The following is a 16,127-nucleotide window of genomic DNA, read 5'->3' as shown; positions in this document are numbered from 1 at the left end:
GATACATCGTCGTGTCGGAGAGATGTGTATGAAACGTGAATTCCTGGTTCGATCTGCTTGGGCTATGGCACTGGTTGCCGGTTTGGGCCTGCCCTTGGCTTCCCATGCGGAAGACGAGGCACCTGATGCACTGATCAAGCGCCTGTCCGTTGACGTACTCGACACCATCAAGGGTGATAAGGCCATACGCGCTGGTGACAGCGCACGTGTGGTGGCACTGGTGGACAGCCGCATCATGCCCAATGTCAACTTCCAGCGCATGACGGCCTCTGCCGTGGGCCCGGCCTGGCGCCAGGCCACGCCCGAGCAGCAAAAGCGTCTGCAGGACGAGTTCAAGATTTTGCTGGTACGCACCTACGCCGGTGCACTGGCCCAGGTCAGTGACCAGACCATTGCCATGAAACCGCTGCGTGCCGCGCCCGAAGACAAGGAAGTCATCGTGCGCTCCGAAGTGCGCGGTAGCGGTGACCCGATCCAGCTCGATTACCGGTTGGAAAAGACCCCGGGTGTGGGCGCTGGCTGGAAAATCTACAACCTGAATGTGCTGGGTGTCTGGCTGGTGGAAACCTACAAGAGCCAGTTTGCCCAGGAAATCAACGCCAAAGGCCTGGACGGTTTGATTGCCTCCCTGGCCGAACGCAACAAGGCAAACGCCAAGAAGGGCTGATATGTTGAGCCTGCCTGCCACCCTGACCCAGGACCACGCACGTGAGTGCCTGGAGCAACTCACGGACGGACTGCAGGCCGAAGCAGCCCAGGTGGTGGTAGACGCTGCCGAGCTGCGCCAGTTTGACTCTTCAGCACTGGCGGTTCTGCTGGCCTTGCGCCGCGAGTGTGCACGTGCCGGCAAGCATTTTGCGGTGCAGGGTTTGCCACAGCGCCTGCGCGACCTGGCCACTTTGTACGGGATTGAAGGTCTGCTGCCCGCGGCTTGAGGCCCGCCGCTTAAAATAGCGGACTCTATGCCCGCTATCTCCTTCCAATCGGTTTCCAAAGCCTATCCATCCCCCCGCGGGCCCCAAGGTTCCACCTTTCTGGCGCTGGACCAGGTCAGCCTGAACATTGAAGAGGGCGAGTTCTTCGGCCTTCTGGGCCCCAACGGGGCCGGCAAAACCACCATGATCAGCATTCTGGCCGGCCTCACGCGGGCCACCGGTGGTTCCGTCTCGGTGCTGGGCAGTGATGTGCAAAAGGACTTTGCCCAGGCCCGCCGCAAGCTGGGTGTGGTGCCGCAGGAACTGGTGTTTGATCCCTTCTTCAATGTGCGCGAAGCGCTGCGCATCCAGTCCGGCTACTTCGGCATCAAGAACAACGACGCCTGGATCGATGAGTTGCTGGAAAGCCTGGGCCTGACCGACAAAGCCAATGCCAATATGCGCGCACTCTCCGGTGGCATGAAGCGCCGTGTGCTGGTCGCGCAGGCATTGGTGCACAAACCTCCTGTCATCGTGCTCGACGAACCCACCGCCGGTGTGGACGTGGAGCTGCGCCAGACGCTGTGGCACTTTGTCGCCAAACTCAACAAGCAGGGCAGTACGGTGCTGCTCACTACCCATTACCTCGAAGAGGCCGAGGCCCTGTGCGGCCGCATTGCCATGCTTAAAACCGGCCGTATTGTGGCGCTGGACAAAACCAGTGACCTGCTCAAAAACGCTTCCAGCAATGTGCTGCGCTTCAAGATTGACAGCGAACTGCCTGCCCACCTGCTGGGCAAGGCCCGTGTGACGGGGCGCGTCGTGCAGTTGCCGGCCCATGATGCGTTGGAGATTGAACAGTACTTGACCGCTGTGCGCGAAGCCGGGCTGGTGGCACAGGACGTGGAAATTCGCAAGGCTGATCTGGAAGACGTGTTTCTGGACGTGATGACGCAGAACAAGGATTCTGTGCACAGCGTGGGAGCTACAGCATGAACGGCTGGCAAACCCTCCTGTACAAGGAAACCCTGCGTTTCTGGAAAGTCGCTTTCCAGACCATTGCGGGCCCGGTGCTGACCGCCATGCTCTACCTGCTGATCTTCGGCCACGCGCTGGAGTCGCACGTCAAGGTGTACGACCAGATCAGTTACACCGCCTTTCTGGTGCCGGGACTGGCCATGATGAGCCTGTTGCAAAACGCGTTTGCCAACAGTTCCTCTTCGCTGATCATGAGCAAGGTCATGGGCAATCTGGTGTTTCTGCTGCTCACCCCGCTGTCGTATATGCACTGGTTCGTCGCCTACGTGGGTGCGTCCGTGGTGCGTGGCCTGATCGTCGGACTGGGCGTTTTTGCGGTGTCGGCCTTCTTCACGGACATCAGCTTTGTGGCGCCCGTGTGGATCGTGGTTTTCGCTGTCATGGGGGCTGCTCTCATGGGGACGCTGGGGCTGATTGCCGGCCTGTGGGCTGAGAAGTTTGACCAGCTCGCTGCGTTCCAGAACTTTGTCGTGATGCCCATGACGTTCCTGAGCGGCGTGTTTTATTCCATCCATTCACTGCCGGCCTTCTGGCAGGGCGTGAGCCACTTCAACCCGTTCTTCTACATGATCGATGGTTTCCGCTACGGCTTCTTCGGCGTGAGCGATGTTTCACCCTGGCTGAGTTTCTGGGTCGTTGGCGGTTCGCTGTTGCTGGTGAGTGGCATCGCCATCCAGTTGCTGCGCACTGGCTACAAGATCCGTTCCTGATTTTCCATGACCGCTGACCAACTCCAATCCCTCATCACCGCGGGCCTGACCTGCGAACTGTGCCAGCTTGAGGGCGACGGCCGCCACTGGTACGCCACCATCGTCTCCAGCGCCTTCGAGGGCAAGCGCCTGATCCAGCGCCACCAGCAGGTCTACGCCACGCTGGGCAGCCGTATGCAGACGGATGAGGTGCACGCCCTGTCGATGAAGACCTACACGCCTGCCGAATGGGCCGCGCAGTCCGCGTAAAGAATTCGTATGGACAAACTCCTGATCCGCGGTGGCCGCCAACTCCTGGGCGAGGTGCTGATTTCCGGCGCCAAAAATGCTGCCCTGCCCGAGCTGTGCGCCACGCTGCTCACGGCCGAACCAGTCACGCTGCGCAATGTGCCGCGCCTGCAGGACGTCTCCACCATGCTCACGCTCATCCGCAACATGGGTGTGCAGGTGGAGCAGGGCGCTGACGGCTCGGTGCAGGTGAATGCCGGTACGCTGAGTTCACCCGAGGCGCCCTACGAACTGGTCAAGACCATGCGTGCTTCGGTGCTCGCGCTGGGCCCGCTGCTGGCGCGCTTTGGTGAAGCCACGGTGTCGCTGCCCGGTGGCTGTGCCATCGGCTCGCGCCCCGTGGACCAGCACATCAAGGGCCTGCAGGCCATGGGCGCAGAGATTCTGGTCGAGCACGGCTACATGATCGCCAAGCTGCCCAAGGGCCGCACGCGCCTGAAGGGCGCGCGTATCGCCACCGACATGGTGACGGTGACCGGTACCGAGAATTTCCTGATGGCTGCCGCGCTGGCCGAGGGCGAAACGATTCTGGAAAACGCGGCGCAGGAGCCCGAGATTCCGGACCTGGCCGAGATGCTCATCAAGATGGGCGCGAAGATTGAAGGCCACGGCAGCAGCCGTATCCGCATTCAGGGCGTGGAGCGGCTGCATGGCTGCACACACCAAGTGGTGGCCGACCGTATTGAGACGGGCACTTTCTTGTGCGCCGTGGCGGCCACCGGCGGTGACGTAGTGCTCAAACATGGCCGCACCGACCATCTGGATGCTGTGATTGACAAGCTGCGCGAAGCCGGTGCTTCGGTGGAAGCTATCGAGGGTGGCATCCGTGTGAAGTCGCAAGGTCGCCTGAAGGCGCAGAGCTTCCGCACCACCGAATACCCCGGCTTCCCGACCGACATGCAGGCGCAGTTCATGGCGCTCAACGCCATTTCGCTTGGGCCCTCCAAGGTGACGGAGACCATTTTTGAAAACCGTTTCATGCACGTCAACGAACTGGTGCGCCTGGGCGCGCATATCCAGATCGACGGCAAGGTGTCGGTGATCGAAGGTGTGGCCAAGCTGTCGGGCGCCACCGTGATGGCCACCGACCTGCGCGCCTCGGCCAGCCTGGTGATTGCCGGTCTGGTGGCCGACGGTGAAACCGTGGTCGACCGCATCTACCATCTGGACCGTGGTTATGACCAGATGGAAACCAAACTGCGCGGCATTGGCGCCGACATCGAAAGAGTTAAATGACCCCCACGCTCGTCACTGTGTGTACTTCGCTGCCCCCCGAGGGGGCTCTCGCGCCTTGGGGCGGCCCTGCGGTGCTCGGATCATGACTACAGAGATGATCACGCTGGCGCTCTCCAAGGGCCGTATTTTTGAGGAAACCCTGCCGCTCTTGCGCGCAGCGGGTATTGAGGTGCTGGACGATCCTGAAAAATCGCGCAAGCTGATTCTGGACACCAACCAGCCCAACGTGCGTGTGCTGGTGGTGCGCGCCACGGACGTGCCTACCTATGTGCAGTACGGCGGTGCCGATCTGGGCATTACCGGCAAGGACACGCTGCTGGAGCACGGCAGCGAGGGCCTGTACCAGCCGCTGGACCTGCAGATTGCCAAATGCCGCATCAGCGTGGCGGTGCGCGCCGACTTTGACTACGCGTCTGCCGTCAAGCAGGGCTCGCGCCTGAAAGTCGCCACCAAATACGTGGCCATTGCACGCGAATTCTTCGCCACCAAAGGCGTGCACGTGGACCTGATCAAGCTTTACGGCAGCATGGAGCTGGCGCCACTGGTTGGCATGGCCGACGCGATTGTGGATCTGGTCTCCACCGGCAACACGCTCAAGGCCAACCAACTGATCGAGGTGGAGCAGATCATGGACATCAGTTCCCGCCTCGTGGTGAACCAGGCCGCGCTCAAGCTCAAGCAGGCACCCATCCGCAAGATCATCGACGCCTTTGCTGGCGCGATTGGCAAATAAGCCCTCTCTCATTGCTATGACTTTTATAGCTGCTCCCGCACATCTGTCAACGGCCGACGGCCAATTTGAGGCCCAATTCAAGGCCCGCCTGCACTGGTCGGCAGATACCGATGCAGCCATTGAGCAGCGCGTGGCCGACATCCTGGCCGACGTGCAACAACGTGGCGATGCGGCTGTACTGGAGTACACCGCACGTTTTGACGGACTGACCGTGCCCGACATGAAGGCACTCGAACTCACGCAGGCCGAACTCAAGGCTGCGTTCGACAGCATTCCCGCTGCGCAACGTACCGCCCTGGAAGCTGCCGCCAAACGCGTGCGCAGCTACCACGAAGCGCAGAAAAAGGCATCCGGCGAAAGCTGGAGCTACCGCGACGAAGACGGCACCTTGCTGGGCCAAAAAGTCACACCGTTGGACCGTGTGGGCATTTACGTGCCCGGCGGCAAGGCGGCGTATCCCTCGTCCGTGCTGATGAACGCGATTCCTGCCCACGTGGCTGGTGTCGGTGAAATCATCATGGTCGTGCCCACCCCTAGGGGTGAAAAAAATGCGCTGGTGCTGGCCGCAGCCTATGTGGCCGGTGTCACGCGTGCCTTCACCATCGGTGGCGCGCAGGCCGTGGCTGCGCTGGCCTACGGCACGCAAAGCATTCCCGCAGTCCACAAGATCACCGGCCCCGGCAACGCCTATGTGGCTGCCGCCAAGCGCCGCGTGTTTGGTACCGTGGGCATCGACATGATTGCCGGCCCCAGCGAAATTCTGGTGCTGGCCGATGGCACAACGCCGCCCGACTGGGTGGCCATGGACCTGTTCAGCCAGGCCGAGCATGACGAACTGGCGCAAAGCATTTTGCTGTGCCCCGACGCGGCCTACATCGCAAAAGTTCAAGAGAGTATCAACCGCTTGTTGCCCACCATGCCGCGCGCCGAGATCATTGCCAAAAGCCTCACCGGTCGCGGCGCTTTGATCCACACGCGCAGCATGGAAGAGGCCTGCGAAATAAGCAACCGCATTGCGCCCGAGCATCTGGAAGTGTCCAGCAGCGACCCGCACCGCTGGGAGCCGCTGCTCAAACACGCCGGCGCCATCTTTCTGGGGGCCTACACGTCCGAGAGCCTGGGCGATTACTGCGCTGGCCCCAACCATGTGCTGCCCACCAGCGGCACGGCGCGTTTCTCCAGTCCGCTGGGTGTGTATGACTTCCAGAAGCGCAGTAGCCTGATCGAGGTCAGCGAAGCCGGTGCCCAGGTGCTTGGGCCGATTGCCGCGACGCTGGCCTATGGCGAAGGTCTGCAGGCCCATGCCCGTGCTGCCGAGATGCGGCTGAAGTAAGTCACAACGTTTTTTGTAAGAGCGGCAGCGTCTGAGCGACCAACCCCTATGCGCCCCATCTATCTCTCTATTCGCCTGTTCCGCAACATGGGGCTGCTGCTAGCCTTGATTTGTGTGGCCCAAGCCGCTTCTGCCATGAGCATCCGTGAATTGCGGGCACTGGAAAAATCGGACAAAAAGCAGGGCGAGAACTACGTGCGCTACTACCTGGTGGGCGCCATGGAAGGTGCGTTGGAGGCCCACGCCCACGGCGTGCGCAATGGCGCCAAACCCGCCATCTGTCTCAATGGCCGCCGTCTGGAGCCGCGCATGGCCCAGTCGTTGTACGACACGGAGTTGCAGCGCAACGAAGGTGTGTACGAGGCGGACATGCCGGTGTCGCTGGTGCTGACCAACGCGCTGTCCACGGTGTATCCCTGCTAGCTTTTGCTAGAGGGGCTTTGCCGCAGCACCTGCTGCACGCGTAGGCGCAGCTCCGGCAGCAGCGCTTCCTCAAACCACGGATTGCGCTTGAGCCACAGGTTGTTGCGCGGGCTGGGGTGGGGAAGGACCAGGGTATGCGGCCAGGTACTGCGCCAGGCGCGTACGGCATCGGTCACGGAGGCGTAGCCAGGCAGATGTCAGGCCTGGGCGTACACGCCAGCACCGCAAAGCGTCATCGGGCTTGTTAGTGCGGGCGTTGAGATAAATATACCTGGCTTATTTGCCGCTCAAACGTTTGAAAACGAATACCCCATTGTTATTCACAATTGATGCACGCAACCCAGGTAGCACTATCTCCGCCGGATGATCTAGCGGAAGAGGAGTTAAACCTTTCCCCGGGTATTCGGGAGAGAACCAACTTGCGCCTTTCAACGCAGCTACGGGGCCTGTCAAATCTATATTCACCCAAACTCGACCGGCTGAGCCAAGGCATGCGACTGACCCGCTACAAATTATTTCACCGGCGGCGTTAGGTGGCATTGATGAGTCCTTATCCGATAGGTCCTGAGGAAGGATGACAACGACCATTGGTTCGACCGACATCAGGAAAAGGCGATACGGGGCCCGTGGAACTGGACCAATAGAGGCACGACCCCAATTCGTCATCCGTACGCGCCAATTTGTACTTTCCGGCAAGCTCAAGAGGAATGAATCGGTCAAGTCTCGTATGCGTTGGAATTCGACGATCGGTCCACGTGGCATACCGACTGCCGATTGACAGTGGAGATCCTTAAAGATGGGCGTTCGGTAGCATTTGTTGAGCCGGATTGCAGCTTCACCGGTGGGCAGCATTACATCGGTGAGCGGCATCATTGCACTTTCTGGCTTCCAATCCCAGTCTCGGTCCGATGCGCATCCAGACACGCCAAAAGTAAGCACTGTGACGAATGTGGCTATAAATTTTATGTGCATGAGCGAAACGTAATGTGGAGAGCCGCAAAGACTATGGGCATAGTAACACTATTTTCGTGTAACACGAATTTCGTGTAATATTGAAGCCATGAAGAACGTCACCATCACGGTTGAAGATGCCACCCTGGAGTGGGTGCGTATTGAGGCGGCCAAGCGCAATACCAGCGTGTCGCGCCTGGTGGGCGAGATGCTCACCGACAAGATGCAGCACGACGACGCCTACGCCCGCGCGCAGCGGGACTGGGTGGCGGATACCTCGTCGTTCAGTTCGGCTGGCAAGGCGTACCCGCTGCGGGAGGTCCTGAATGGCTAGCGCTTTGGACACTTCCGGCGCCATCGTCTTTGTGGACACCAACGTGCTGCTGGCGGCGGACGACGCGCACAACCCATCTCAGCAAGCCCGCGTCCGCGACTGGCTGCAGGCGCTGTGGCAGCGCCGTGCCGGGCGCGTCAGCACGCAGGTGCTCAACGCCTATTACGTGAGCACCACGCAGCATTTCGCCATGCCGCAGGGTGACGCGCGCGCCAAGCTGCGCCGCTACCAGCTCTGGCAGCCTTGGCAGATTGACCACCAGACCGTGGAAACCGCCTGGGGCGTGGAGGCCCGTTTTGGCCTGCCGTACTGGGACGCGCTGATCGTGGCCGCGGCTGCGCAAAGCGGCGCCAGCCATGTGCTGTCGCTGGACCTGCAACATGGCCAGCAGATCGATGGCGTGACCATCCTCAACCCCTTGCAGGCCACGCCCGCCGATCTGGCGCTGGCCGACTAGTTTTTTGAAAGACTCCGCATGACCCAAGACACCCCCACTGATACGGCAAGCGCCGTGAATGCGCTCATAGGGCGCCGCATCCGCCAGGACGTGCAGTCCATGCACGCCTATGCGATCCAGGATTCCAAAGGCATGGTCAAGCTCGACGCCATGGAGAACCCGCACCGCCTGCCTGCGGACTTGCAGGAAGCACTGGGCAAACGCTTGGGCGCGCTGGCCTTCAACCGTTACCCCGACGGCCGCGTGAATGACTTGCGCCAGGCGCTGGCCACCTACGCGGGCATGCCGCAAGGTTTTGACCTCATGCTGGGCAATGGCTCGGACGAATTGATTTCCCTCCTGGCCATGGCCTGTGATGTGCCGGTGCAGCCGGGCCAAGCCAAGCCTGCCATCCTCGCGCCGCTGCCCGGGTTTGTGATGTACGCCATGAGTGCGCAGCTGCAGGGGCTGGACTTCATCGGTGTACCGCTCACGGCTGACTTTGAACTCGATGTGCCCGCCATGGTGCAGGCCATCACCGAGCAACAACCCGCCATCGTCTACCTAGCCTACCCGAACAACCCCACGGCGAATCTGTGGGACGAGGCCGACATGGTGCGTGTGGTGGCCGCCGCCAAAGCCGCGGGCAGCATCGTGGCGATTGACGAGGCCTACCAGCCGTTCTCCAGCCGCACCTATCTGGATGTGATCCGCGCCAACCCGGCGGACAACAGCCACGTGCTGCTGATGCGCACACTCAGCAAGTTCGGCCTGGCTGGCGTGCGTCTGGGTTACATGATGGGCCCGACCGCGCTGGTGGCCCAGGTGGACAAGGTGCGCCCGCCGTACAACATCAGCGTGCTCAACTACGAGTGCGCGCTGTTTGCGCTGGAGCACGCCGACGTTTTTGCCGCGCAGGCCGCCGATTTGCGCGCGCAGCGCAGCCGTTTGCTCGCCGCCTTGCGCGCGCTGCCCGGCGTGAAAGCCTGGGACAGTGACGCGAATATGGTGTTGATCCGCCTGGAAGGTGCCGGAGAGCCCGCACAAAAAGTCTTCGACGGCATGAAGGCGCGCGGTGTTTTGGTCAAGAACGTTTCTAAAATGCACCCATTGCTGGCCCAATGTCTGCGCCTCACCGTCGGCACCGCTGACGAAAACACCCGGATGTTGAAAGCCCTGCAGGAATCCTTATGACCACCAACTACCCTTTGACCGAAGTCCCCCAAGCGCACACGCCCCGTATCGCCGAGGTGTCGCGCAACACCGCCGAGACCAAGATCAAGGTTCGCGTCAACTTGGACGGCACGGGCATCAGCCGCCTGTCCACCGGCATTGGTTTCTTCGACCACATGCTGGACCAGATCGCCCGCCACGGCATGATCGATCTGGACATTGAGGCCGATGGCGACCTGCACATCGACGGCCACCACACGGTGGAAGACGTGGGCATCACGCTGGGCCAGGCTTTCCATCAGGCCGTGGGTGACAAGAAGGGCATCCGCCGTTACGGCCACGCCTATGTACCGCTGGACGAAGCGCTCTCCCGCGTGGTGATCGACTTCTCGGGCCGCCCCGGACTGGAGCTGAACGTGCCCTTCAAGAGCGGCATGATCGGCGCGTTTGACACGCAGTTGACCCACGAGTTCTTCCAGGGCTTTGTGAACCACGCGTTTGTCACGCTGCACATCGACAACCTCAAGGGCGAAAACGCCCACCACCAGGCCGAGACCGTGTTCAAGGCCTTCGCGCGTGCACTGCGCGCTGCGCTGGAACTGGACCCGCGCGCGCTGGGCACCATTCCTTCGACCAAGGGCTCGCTCTGAATTTCATGCAAAATAGGCCTCTAGCCCTTATGGAATATGCGCAAGAAGCTATGGAATTGCTAGCATGAAGAAAGTCGCCGTGGTCGACTACGGCATGGGCAACCTGCGCTCCGTCACGCAGGCGGTCATGCATGTGGCCTCCAGCGCGGGTGTAGACGTGGTCTGGGCCCGTACGCCGCAAGAGGTGATGGATGCCGAACGCGTGGTGCTGCCGGGCCAGGGCGCCATGCGCGACTGTATGCGCGAGCTGCACGACTCCGGTATGTTCGACGCCGTGATGCACGCCGCCGCCAACAAGCCGCTCATGGGTGTGTGTGTCGGCATGCAAATGCTGCTGGACCACAGCGCAGAACTCAACACCCCCAGCCTGGGCCTGATTCCTGGCGAGGTGGTCAAGTTCGACCTGGCGGGCCAGACCCAGCCCGACGGCAGCCGCTACAAAGTGCCGCAAATGGGCTGGAACCAGGTCTGGCAAACCACCCACGGCGGCGAAAAGCGCCACCCGGTCTGGGGCGATGTGCCGGACGGCAGCTACTTCTACTTTGTACACAGTTACTTCGCCAAACCGTCTGATGCGCGCCACAGCGTGGGCGAGACCGACTACGGCCAGCGCTTCTCAGCGGCGATTGCACGCGATAATATTTTCGCAACCCAATTTCACCCCGAAAAAAGTGCCGACCACGGTCTGTCCCTGTACCGCAACTTCCTCCACTGGAACCCTTGAGGCGATCCACGCCCACTGAGCTTCCCCGCTTTTCGCTTTTCTTTCCTCCCCCAACCTGAAGCATCATGCTTTTAATTCCTGCGATTGATCTCAAAGACGGCCACTGTGTTCGCCTCAAACAAGGCGACATGGACCAATCCACCACGTTCGGCGAAGACCCCGCGGTCATGGCCCGCAGCTGGGTGGACAAGGGCGCCCGGCGCCTGCACCTGGTCGATCTGAACGGCGCCTTCGCCGGTCATCCCAAGAACGAGATGGCCATTCGCAAGATATTGAAGGAAGTGGGCAACGAGATCGACGTGCAACTGGGCGGCGGCATCCGCGACCTAGACACGATTGAGCGCTACCTGGACGCCGGCCTGCGCTACGTCATCATCGGTACCGCTGCGGTGAAGAACCCCGGCTTTCTGCAGGACGCCTGTACTGCGTTTGGCGGCCACATCATCGTCGGCCTCGATGCGCGCGACGGCAAGGTTGCCACTGACGGCTGGAGCAAGCTCACGCGCCACGACGTGATCGACCTGGGCAAGAAGTTCGAAGACTACGGCGTCGAAGGCATCATCTACACCGATATCGGCCGCGACGGCATGCTGTCCGGCATCAACATCGACGCCACCGTCAAGCTGGCCCAGGCCCTGACCATTCCCGTCATCGCCTCCGGCGGCCTGTCCAACATGGCCGACATTGAAGCGCTGTGCGAGGTGGAGAGCGAAGGCGTGGAAGGTGTGATCTGCGGACGCGCCATTTACAGCGGTGATCTGGACTTTGCAAAGGCGCAGGAGCGCGCTGATGAGCTCAATGGGTAATCAGCAGGGCGAGGCTTCTGCGAGATTCGACGGCCTGGGTATTCCGCTACGCGAATGTCCCCCGACCTGCGGTCTCCTCCTTTATTTCGCTGCGCAGAACACCCAACCCGCCGCATCCTGCAGTGTTGGTAGTTGCTCATGCTAGCCAAACGCATCATCCCCTGCCTGGACGTGACCGGCGGTCGCGTTGTCAAAGGCGTGAACTTTGTAGAGCTGCGCGACGCCGGTGACCCGGTGGAAATCGCGGCCCGTTATAACGACCAGGGTGCCGACGAACTCACGTTTCTCGATATCACCGCCACCAGCGACGGGCGCGACCTCATCCTGCACATTATTGAAGCCGTGGCCAGCCAGGTCTTCATCCCGTTGACCGTGGGTGGTGGTGTGCGTGTGGTGGAAGACGTGCGCCGCCTGCTCAACGCGGGGGCCGACAAGGTGAGTTTCAACTCGGCTGCCATTGCCAACCCCCAGGTGATTGAAGATGCGTCGCTCAAATACGGTGCGCAGTGCATCGTGGTGGCCATCGACGCCAAGCGCCGCTCCGAAGAAGACGCCGCCACCCGTGGCGCTGGCTGGGACGTGTACAGCCACGGTGGCCGCAAAAACACCGGCCTGGATGCCGTGGCCTGGGCCACCGAAATGGCCCGCCGCGGTGCGGGTGAAATCCTGCTGACCAGCATGGACCGGGACGGCACCAAGAGCGGCTTCGACTTGGCGCTGACCCGCGCCGTGGCCGACGCGATCAGCGTGCCGGTCATCGCGTCCGGTGGTGTGGGCAATCTGGACCACCTGGCCGACGGCGTGCAGCAGGGCGGCGCGGACGCGGTGCTGGCCGCCAGCATCTTCCACTACGGTGAATACACCGTGGGCCAGGCCAAGGCGCGTATGGCCGAGCGCGGTATTCCCGTCAGAATTTAAGCCTTTTTAGGCTGTAGCCCAGGTAGATACTGCGCAAGCAGCTATAAATTGAATAGCAAATGCAAACCACACCGACACCGCCCGTGAGCTGGCTCAAACACATCCGTTGGGATTCCAAGGGGCTGGTGCCGGTCATCGCGCAGGAGCAGGGCACCAACGATGTGCTGATGTTCGCCTGGATGAACCGCGAAGCCCTGCAAAAGACCGTGGAGCTGGGGCGGGCCGTGTATTTCAGCCGCTCGCGCGACAAGCTTTGGTACAAGGGGGAAGAGTCGGGCCACGTGCAAACCGTGCACGAGATCCGTATGGACTGCGACAGCGATGTGATTTTGCTCAAGGTGACGCAGCTCGGCCACGAGCCCGGCATCGCCTGCCACACCGGCCGCCACAGTTGCTTTTTCAGCGTGCTGGAGAATGGCGAGTGGAAATCTGTCGACCCGGTCTTGAAAGACCCTGAGTCCATCTACAAATAACACCATGACGACATCCCAAGATTCCCTGGCTGCACTGGCCGCCGTGATCGAAAGCCGCAAGGCCGCCAACGGGGGTGACCCCGAGGGCAGCTATGTGGCACGCCTGCTGCACAAGGGTCCCGACGCTTTTCTCAAAAAGATCGGCGAAGAGGCCACCGAAGTGGTGATGGCCGCCAAAGACGCCGACCATGGCGGAGATAAGGCCAAATTGGTCGGTGAAGTGGCAGATTTGTGGTTTCACAGCATGATCGCGCTGGCCCATTACGGCCTGGCGCCTGCCGACGTGATTGCCGAGCTGGAGCGTCGCGCCGGTACCAGCGGCATTGAAGAAAAAGCCCTGCGCAAAGTGCTGGCGCGTGAGGCGCAAGCTGCACAGGCCTCGCGTGAGGCCGAGCCCAAGTAAAGATTGTTGCCAAGGAATGTCCATGGACCCCAACTTCACCACCCCCGCCGCACCGCCGCCTGCCGACCTGGAGCGGCTGCAGTCGCTCAACACCATCGGCACCATCAGCTACGTGCTGCACCTGATCGTCGCCGTGGGCGCGGTCATTCCGGGTGGGCAGTTTGGCCCGGTGCTGCTGATCGCCGCGTTGATTCTGGATCTGGTTAAGCGTGATGACGCTGAAGGCACCTGGCATGCGTCGCACTTTCGCTGGCGCATCCGCACCGTGCTGATTGCCGGGCTGCTGTACCTGGTGACTTCACCGCTGTGGCTGCTGTTTTTAATCCCCGGCTGGATTGCCTGGACCGCGATTTCCATCTGGTTCCTTTACCGCATCGTCATGGGCTTTATGGCCATGAACAAGGGTCAGGAGATTGGTGCATGAGCGAACATGTTCCCGGCCACGACGCCAACTGCATTTTTTGCAAGATCATCGCCAAGCAGATTCCGTCCAAAGTGGTCTACGAAGACGAGCAGGTTTACGCCTTTCACGACATCAACCCTTGGGCGCCGGTGCATTTCTTGCTGATTCCCAAGGTACATATCCCCAGCCTGGCACAGGTGGGGGGCGAGCATGCGGCGCTGATGGGTCACATGATGGCACTGGTGCCCCAACTGGCCTTGCAGGAAGGCTGCAATCCGTACCCGGATGGCGGTTACCGACTGGTGACCAACACCGGGGCAGAGGGCGGGCAGGAAGTGCACCATTTGCATTTCCACGTCATGGGCGGTCCACGGCCTTGGTTGCGCGGCTAAATATGGCCCCCACGCTCCACCTTTGCACGACCTACAGGTCGTGCACGGCCCGTTGCCGCAACGCGAACGCATCTGCTTCCGCAGATACGAGAGCGGGTCGCTGCCCCCCAAGGGGGTTAACTCGCCTTGGGGCGGCCCGGCGGCGAGTTGTGCCCCCACGCTCGGCAGTTACATAGGCCGACTAGAATTCACTTAATCGTTAGGAGTAAATCATGGGTTCATTTTCTATCTGGCACTGGCTGATCGTGCTGCTGATCGTGGTTATGGTGTTTGGCACCAAGAAGCTCAAGAACATGGGTTCTGACCTGGGTGGCGCTGTGAAGGGTTTCAAGGACGGCATGAAGGACGGATCTGCTGCAGCGGACGACAAGCCTGCTGCTCCCCAGCAAGTAGCGAATGCTGCTGCTGAAAAAACCACGATCGACGTGGAAGCCAAGCAAAAGTCCTGAGCTAGCCCTGCGTGATTGACCTCGGCATATCGAAGATGGCGCTGATCGGCGCGGTGGCGTTGATCGTCATCGGGCCGGAGAAGCTGCCGCGCGTGGCGCGTACTGTAGGCACCTTGCTGGGCAAGGCGCAGCGTTATGTCGCCGACGTCAAGGCCGAGGTGAGCCGCTCCATGGAGCTCGACGAGCTCAAGAAGATGCGCGAAACCGTCGAAGGCGCGGCGCGTGATGTGGAGAACAGCATCCAGACGCAAGCCAGTGATTTCGAGAAATCCTGGACCGACGCCACCGATGCGGCGATGCCCCCCGAATTTCCAGAATACAAACACCCCGGCAAAAACTGGCGCCTCAAGCAGGGCGCCGTGCCGCATTGGTACAAGTCCCGCAACGGGGTGCGTACCAAGGCGCAGTCCGGGGCGGCCCGTGTCGCGCGGTTCAGGCCGCAGCGCATGCGCTGAACGGCATCTTTTTTCACTCCCATGGCATCAGACGACAACAAGCAGGATGAGCTCGCCGGTACGGAACAGCCTTTTGTTCAGCATCTGGTGGAGTTGCGTGACCGGCTAATCAAGGCGGCCATCGCCGTGGGCGTGGCGCTCGCGGTGCTGGCCCTGTTCCCGGGGCCGGCTGCGCTGTACGACCTGCTGGCAGCGCCTCTGGTCTCCACCTTGCCCGCAGGCGGGAAGCTGATTGCCACGTCGGTGATTTCACCGTTTCTGGTGCCGCTCAAGATCATGCTGATGGCCGCATTCTTGTTGGCTTTGCCGGTGGTGCTGTACCAGGTATGGGCTTTTGTCGCTCCAGGTTTGTATAACCACGAAAAGAAGCTGGTGATGCCCCTGGTGGTGTCCAGTACGCTGCTGTTTTTTATTGGCGTGGCGTTTTGTTATTTCTTCGTGTTCGGCCAGGTGTTCAAGTTCATCCAGGGGTTTGCGCCCAAGAGCATTTCCGCCACGCCGGATATCGAGGCTTACCTGGACTTTGTGCTTTCCATGTTCCTGGCCTTTGGTCTGGCCTTTGAAGTTCCCATCGTCGTGATCGTGCTGGCACGCATGGGGCTGGTGAGCATTGAAAAACTCAAAGGTTTCCGCAGCTATTTCATCGTGGTGGCCTTTGTGGTGGCCGCTGTCGTAACACCGCCCGATGTGGTGTCCCAATTGGCGCTGGCGATACCGATGTGCATCTTGTACGAAATCGGGATCTGGGCCGCCCAGTTGTTCATCAAACACACCCAGGCCCCGCCCGAAGAGGCCGATTCCAGCCAGGCCTGAGATACCACGGCCTAGCCGGAGTGGTGTTTCAAATGGTGATGAAAAGTGCCTGCAGCCCGCACGCCATGTGCA

The 16,127-nt window shown here is 61.1% G+C and carries 24 protein-coding genes; 23 read left to right on the top strand and 1 reads right to left on the bottom strand.

Translation table 11 applies throughout. The features are described 5' to 3' along the window. Nucleotides 1-28: 28 nt before the first annotated feature. From RS694_RS16265 to RS694_RS16225, 9 genes are all read left to right on the top strand, one after another. Nucleotides 29-667: an MlaC/ttg2D family ABC transporter substrate-binding protein gene (locus RS694_RS16265; RefSeq protein ID WP_029707365.1), complete on the top strand. Its 639-nt coding sequence runs from the start codon at nucleotides 29-31 to the stop codon at nucleotides 665-667. A 1-nt stretch (nucleotide 668) separates the two neighbouring features. Then, nucleotides 669-935: an STAS domain-containing protein gene (locus tag RS694_RS16260; protein WP_029707366.1), complete on the top strand. Its 267-nt coding sequence runs from the start codon at nucleotides 669-671 to the stop codon at nucleotides 933-935. A gap of 27 nt (nucleotides 936-962) precedes the next feature. Next, complete coding sequence (locus RS694_RS16255) at nucleotides 963-1,910, top strand: ABC transporter ATP-binding protein (RefSeq protein WP_029707367.1); 948 nt, start codon at nucleotides 963-965, stop codon at nucleotides 1,908-1,910. Beyond that, a complete protein-coding gene (locus RS694_RS16250) occupies nucleotides 1,907-2,662 on the top strand; it encodes an ABC transporter permease (protein WP_029707369.1) in 756 nt (251 codons plus the stop codon). The genes RS694_RS16255 and RS694_RS16250 overlap by 4 nt, the downstream gene beginning before the upstream one ends. Before the next feature lie 6 nt (nucleotides 2,663-2,668). Then, nucleotides 2,669-2,911: a BolA family protein gene (locus RS694_RS16245; RefSeq protein WP_029707370.1), complete on the top strand. Its 243-nt coding sequence runs from the start codon at nucleotides 2,669-2,671 to the stop codon at nucleotides 2,909-2,911. 9 nt (nucleotides 2,912-2,920) lie between these two features. Then, nucleotides 2,921-4,186 (top strand): UDP-N-acetylglucosamine 1-carboxyvinyltransferase, encoded by a 1,266-nt coding sequence (murA, locus tag RS694_RS16240; RefSeq protein WP_029707372.1) that lies wholly within the window; start codon nucleotides 2,921-2,923, stop codon nucleotides 4,184-4,186. Nucleotides 4,187-4,280: 94 nt separating this feature from the next. After that, nucleotides 4,281-4,919, top strand: coding sequence for an ATP phosphoribosyltransferase (gene hisG / locus RS694_RS16235; RefSeq protein ID WP_029707373.1), 639 nt, complete (start codon nucleotides 4,281-4,283; stop codon nucleotides 4,917-4,919). A 16-nt stretch (nucleotides 4,920-4,935) separates the two neighbouring features. After that, on the top strand, nucleotides 4,936-6,252 hold the full coding sequence (hisD, locus tag RS694_RS16230; protein WP_029707375.1) for a histidinol dehydrogenase: 1,317 nt from the start codon (nucleotides 4,936-4,938) through the stop codon (nucleotides 6,250-6,252). 48 nt (nucleotides 6,253-6,300) lie between these two features. Further along, nucleotides 6,301-6,675, top strand: a complete 375-nt coding sequence (locus RS694_RS16225) for a hypothetical protein (RefSeq protein WP_241463982.1) — start codon at nucleotides 6,301-6,303, stop codon at nucleotides 6,673-6,675. On the opposite strand, the gene RS694_RS16220 is transcribed toward RS694_RS16225, so the two are convergent. Next, entirely contained in the window at nucleotides 6,672-6,851 is a 180-nt protein-coding gene (locus RS694_RS16220; RefSeq protein WP_029707377.1) for a uracil-DNA glycosylase family protein, read from the bottom strand. The two genes, RS694_RS16225 and RS694_RS16220, sit on opposite strands and share 4 nt — an antisense overlap. Before the next feature lie 884 nt (nucleotides 6,852-7,735). Here RS694_RS16220 and RS694_RS16215 point away from each other — a divergent pair. From RS694_RS16215 to tatC, 14 genes are all read left to right on the top strand, one after another. Next, nucleotides 7,736-7,960 (top strand): hypothetical protein, encoded by a 225-nt coding sequence (locus RS694_RS16215; RefSeq protein ID WP_029707378.1) that lies wholly within the window; start codon nucleotides 7,736-7,738, stop codon nucleotides 7,958-7,960. Continuing rightward, nucleotides 7,953-8,417, top strand: a complete 465-nt coding sequence (locus tag RS694_RS16210) for a PIN domain-containing protein (protein ID WP_029707379.1) — start codon at nucleotides 7,953-7,955, stop codon at nucleotides 8,415-8,417. The genes RS694_RS16215 and RS694_RS16210 overlap by 8 nt, the downstream gene beginning before the upstream one ends. Before the next feature lie 18 nt (nucleotides 8,418-8,435). After that, complete coding sequence (hisC, locus tag RS694_RS16205; protein ID WP_029707380.1) at nucleotides 8,436-9,590, top strand: histidinol-phosphate transaminase; 1,155 nt, start codon at nucleotides 8,436-8,438, stop codon at nucleotides 9,588-9,590. Then, nucleotides 9,587-10,219: an imidazoleglycerol-phosphate dehydratase HisB gene (gene hisB, locus RS694_RS16200; RefSeq protein WP_029707384.1), complete on the top strand. Its 633-nt coding sequence runs from the start codon at nucleotides 9,587-9,589 to the stop codon at nucleotides 10,217-10,219. Before hisC ends, hisB begins: the two co-directional genes overlap by 4 nt. Nucleotides 10,220-10,283: 64 nt before the next feature. Further along, entirely contained in the window at nucleotides 10,284-10,943 is a 660-nt protein-coding gene (gene hisH / locus RS694_RS16195; RefSeq protein WP_029707386.1) for an imidazole glycerol phosphate synthase subunit HisH, read from the top strand. Nucleotides 10,944-11,008: 65 nt separating this feature from the next. Further along, nucleotides 11,009-11,749 (top strand): 1-(5-phosphoribosyl)-5-[(5-phosphoribosylamino)methylideneamino]imidazole-4-carboxamide isomerase, encoded by a 741-nt coding sequence (gene hisA, locus RS694_RS16190; RefSeq protein ID WP_029707387.1) that lies wholly within the window; start codon nucleotides 11,009-11,011, stop codon nucleotides 11,747-11,749. 138 nt (nucleotides 11,750-11,887) lie between these two features. Next, nucleotides 11,888-12,667, top strand: coding sequence for an imidazole glycerol phosphate synthase subunit HisF (gene hisF / locus RS694_RS16185; RefSeq protein ID WP_029707389.1), 780 nt, complete (start codon nucleotides 11,888-11,890; stop codon nucleotides 12,665-12,667). A 59-nt stretch (nucleotides 12,668-12,726) separates the two neighbouring features. Continuing rightward, a complete protein-coding gene (hisI, locus tag RS694_RS16180) occupies nucleotides 12,727-13,140 on the top strand; it encodes a phosphoribosyl-AMP cyclohydrolase (protein WP_174407688.1) in 414 nt (137 codons plus the stop codon). 4 nt (nucleotides 13,141-13,144) lie between these two features. Beyond that, the gene (locus tag RS694_RS16175) at nucleotides 13,145-13,543 is read left to right on the top strand and encodes a phosphoribosyl-ATP diphosphatase (RefSeq protein WP_037247200.1); all 399 of its coding nucleotides are present in this window, start codon (nucleotides 13,145-13,147) and stop codon (nucleotides 13,541-13,543) included. A 22-nt stretch (nucleotides 13,544-13,565) separates the two neighbouring features. Next, entirely contained in the window at nucleotides 13,566-13,967 is a 402-nt protein-coding gene (locus RS694_RS16170) for a DUF4870 family protein (RefSeq protein WP_076070065.1), read from the top strand. Beyond that, nucleotides 13,964-14,338: a histidine triad nucleotide-binding protein gene (locus RS694_RS16165; RefSeq protein WP_029707395.1), complete on the top strand. Its 375-nt coding sequence runs from the start codon at nucleotides 13,964-13,966 to the stop codon at nucleotides 14,336-14,338. Before RS694_RS16170 ends, RS694_RS16165 begins: the two co-directional genes overlap by 4 nt. Before the next feature lie 212 nt (nucleotides 14,339-14,550). Further along, nucleotides 14,551-14,787: a Sec-independent protein translocase subunit TatA gene (tatA, locus tag RS694_RS16160; protein ID WP_029707397.1), complete on the top strand. Its 237-nt coding sequence runs from the start codon at nucleotides 14,551-14,553 to the stop codon at nucleotides 14,785-14,787. Between the two features lie 11 nt (nucleotides 14,788-14,798). Beyond that, entirely contained in the window at nucleotides 14,799-15,242 is a 444-nt protein-coding gene (gene tatB / locus RS694_RS16155; RefSeq protein WP_029707398.1) for a Sec-independent protein translocase protein TatB, read from the top strand. A gap of 21 nt (nucleotides 15,243-15,263) precedes the next feature. Next, nucleotides 15,264-16,055, top strand: coding sequence for a twin-arginine translocase subunit TatC (gene tatC, locus RS694_RS16150; protein ID WP_029707400.1), 792 nt, complete (start codon nucleotides 15,264-15,266; stop codon nucleotides 16,053-16,055). Nucleotides 16,056-16,127 lie beyond the last annotated feature (72 nt).

Origin of the sequence: Rhodoferax saidenbachensis, assembly GCF_001955715.1 — a bacterium.
In the GTDB taxonomy this organism is placed as follows: Bacteria; Pseudomonadota; Gammaproteobacteria; order Burkholderiales; family Burkholderiaceae_C; genus Allorhodoferax; species Allorhodoferax saidenbachensis.
The sequence above is the reverse complement of the archived record's forward strand: the minus strand, read 5'-3'. Positions and strand labels throughout refer to the sequence as shown.

Excerpts from the sequence above, each read along its gene's own strand:
- RS694_RS16210 (WP_029707379.1), top strand. The coding sequence starts at position 7,953 with ATGGCTAGCGCTTTGGACACTTCCGGCGCCATCGTCTTTGTGGACACC.
- RS694_RS16265 (WP_029707365.1), top strand. The coding sequence starts at position 29 with ATGAAACGTGAATTCCTGGTTCGATCTGCTTGGGCTATGGCACTGGTT.
- tatA (WP_029707397.1), top strand. The coding sequence starts at position 14,551 with ATGGGTTCATTTTCTATCTGGCACTGGCTGATCGTGCTGCTGATCGTG.
- hisH (WP_029707386.1), top strand. The coding sequence starts at position 10,284 with ATGAAGAAAGTCGCCGTGGTCGACTACGGCATGGGCAACCTGCGCTCC.
- hisB (WP_029707384.1), top strand. The coding sequence starts at position 9,587 with ATGACCACCAACTACCCTTTGACCGAAGTCCCCCAAGCGCACACGCCC.
- RS694_RS16250 (WP_029707369.1), top strand. The coding sequence starts at position 1,907 with ATGAACGGCTGGCAAACCCTCCTGTACAAGGAAACCCTGCGTTTCTGG.
- RS694_RS16255 (WP_029707367.1), top strand. The coding sequence starts at position 963 with ATGCCCGCTATCTCCTTCCAATCGGTTTCCAAAGCCTATCCATCCCCC.
- RS694_RS16170 (WP_076070065.1), top strand. The coding sequence starts at position 13,566 with ATGGACCCCAACTTCACCACCCCCGCCGCACCGCCGCCTGCCGACCTG.
- hisC (WP_029707380.1), top strand. The coding sequence starts at position 8,436 with ATGACCCAAGACACCCCCACTGATACGGCAAGCGCCGTGAATGCGCTC.
- RS694_RS16165 (WP_029707395.1), top strand. The coding sequence starts at position 13,964 with ATGAGCGAACATGTTCCCGGCCACGACGCCAACTGCATTTTTTGCAAG.
- tatC (WP_029707400.1), top strand. The coding sequence starts at position 15,264 with ATGGCATCAGACGACAACAAGCAGGATGAGCTCGCCGGTACGGAACAG.
- RS694_RS16245 (WP_029707370.1), top strand. The coding sequence starts at position 2,669 with ATGACCGCTGACCAACTCCAATCCCTCATCACCGCGGGCCTGACCTGC.
- hisF (WP_029707389.1), top strand. The coding sequence starts at position 11,888 with ATGCTAGCCAAACGCATCATCCCCTGCCTGGACGTGACCGGCGGTCGC.
- RS694_RS16175 (WP_037247200.1), top strand. The coding sequence starts at position 13,145 with ATGACGACATCCCAAGATTCCCTGGCTGCACTGGCCGCCGTGATCGAA.
- hisG (WP_029707373.1), top strand. The coding sequence starts at position 4,281 with ATGATCACGCTGGCGCTCTCCAAGGGCCGTATTTTTGAGGAAACCCTG.
- hisA (WP_029707387.1), top strand. The coding sequence starts at position 11,009 with ATGCTTTTAATTCCTGCGATTGATCTCAAAGACGGCCACTGTGTTCGC.
- hisI (WP_174407688.1), top strand. The coding sequence starts at position 12,727 with ATGCAAACCACACCGACACCGCCCGTGAGCTGGCTCAAACACATCCGT.
- RS694_RS16215 (WP_029707378.1), top strand. The coding sequence starts at position 7,736 with ATGAAGAACGTCACCATCACGGTTGAAGATGCCACCCTGGAGTGGGTG.
- murA (WP_029707372.1), top strand. The coding sequence starts at position 2,921 with ATGGACAAACTCCTGATCCGCGGTGGCCGCCAACTCCTGGGCGAGGTG.
- hisD (WP_029707375.1), top strand. The coding sequence starts at position 4,936 with ATGACTTTTATAGCTGCTCCCGCACATCTGTCAACGGCCGACGGCCAA.
- RS694_RS16225 (WP_241463982.1), top strand. The coding sequence starts at position 6,301 with ATGCGCCCCATCTATCTCTCTATTCGCCTGTTCCGCAACATGGGGCTG.
- RS694_RS16260 (WP_029707366.1), top strand. The coding sequence starts at position 669 with ATGTTGAGCCTGCCTGCCACCCTGACCCAGGACCACGCACGTGAGTGC.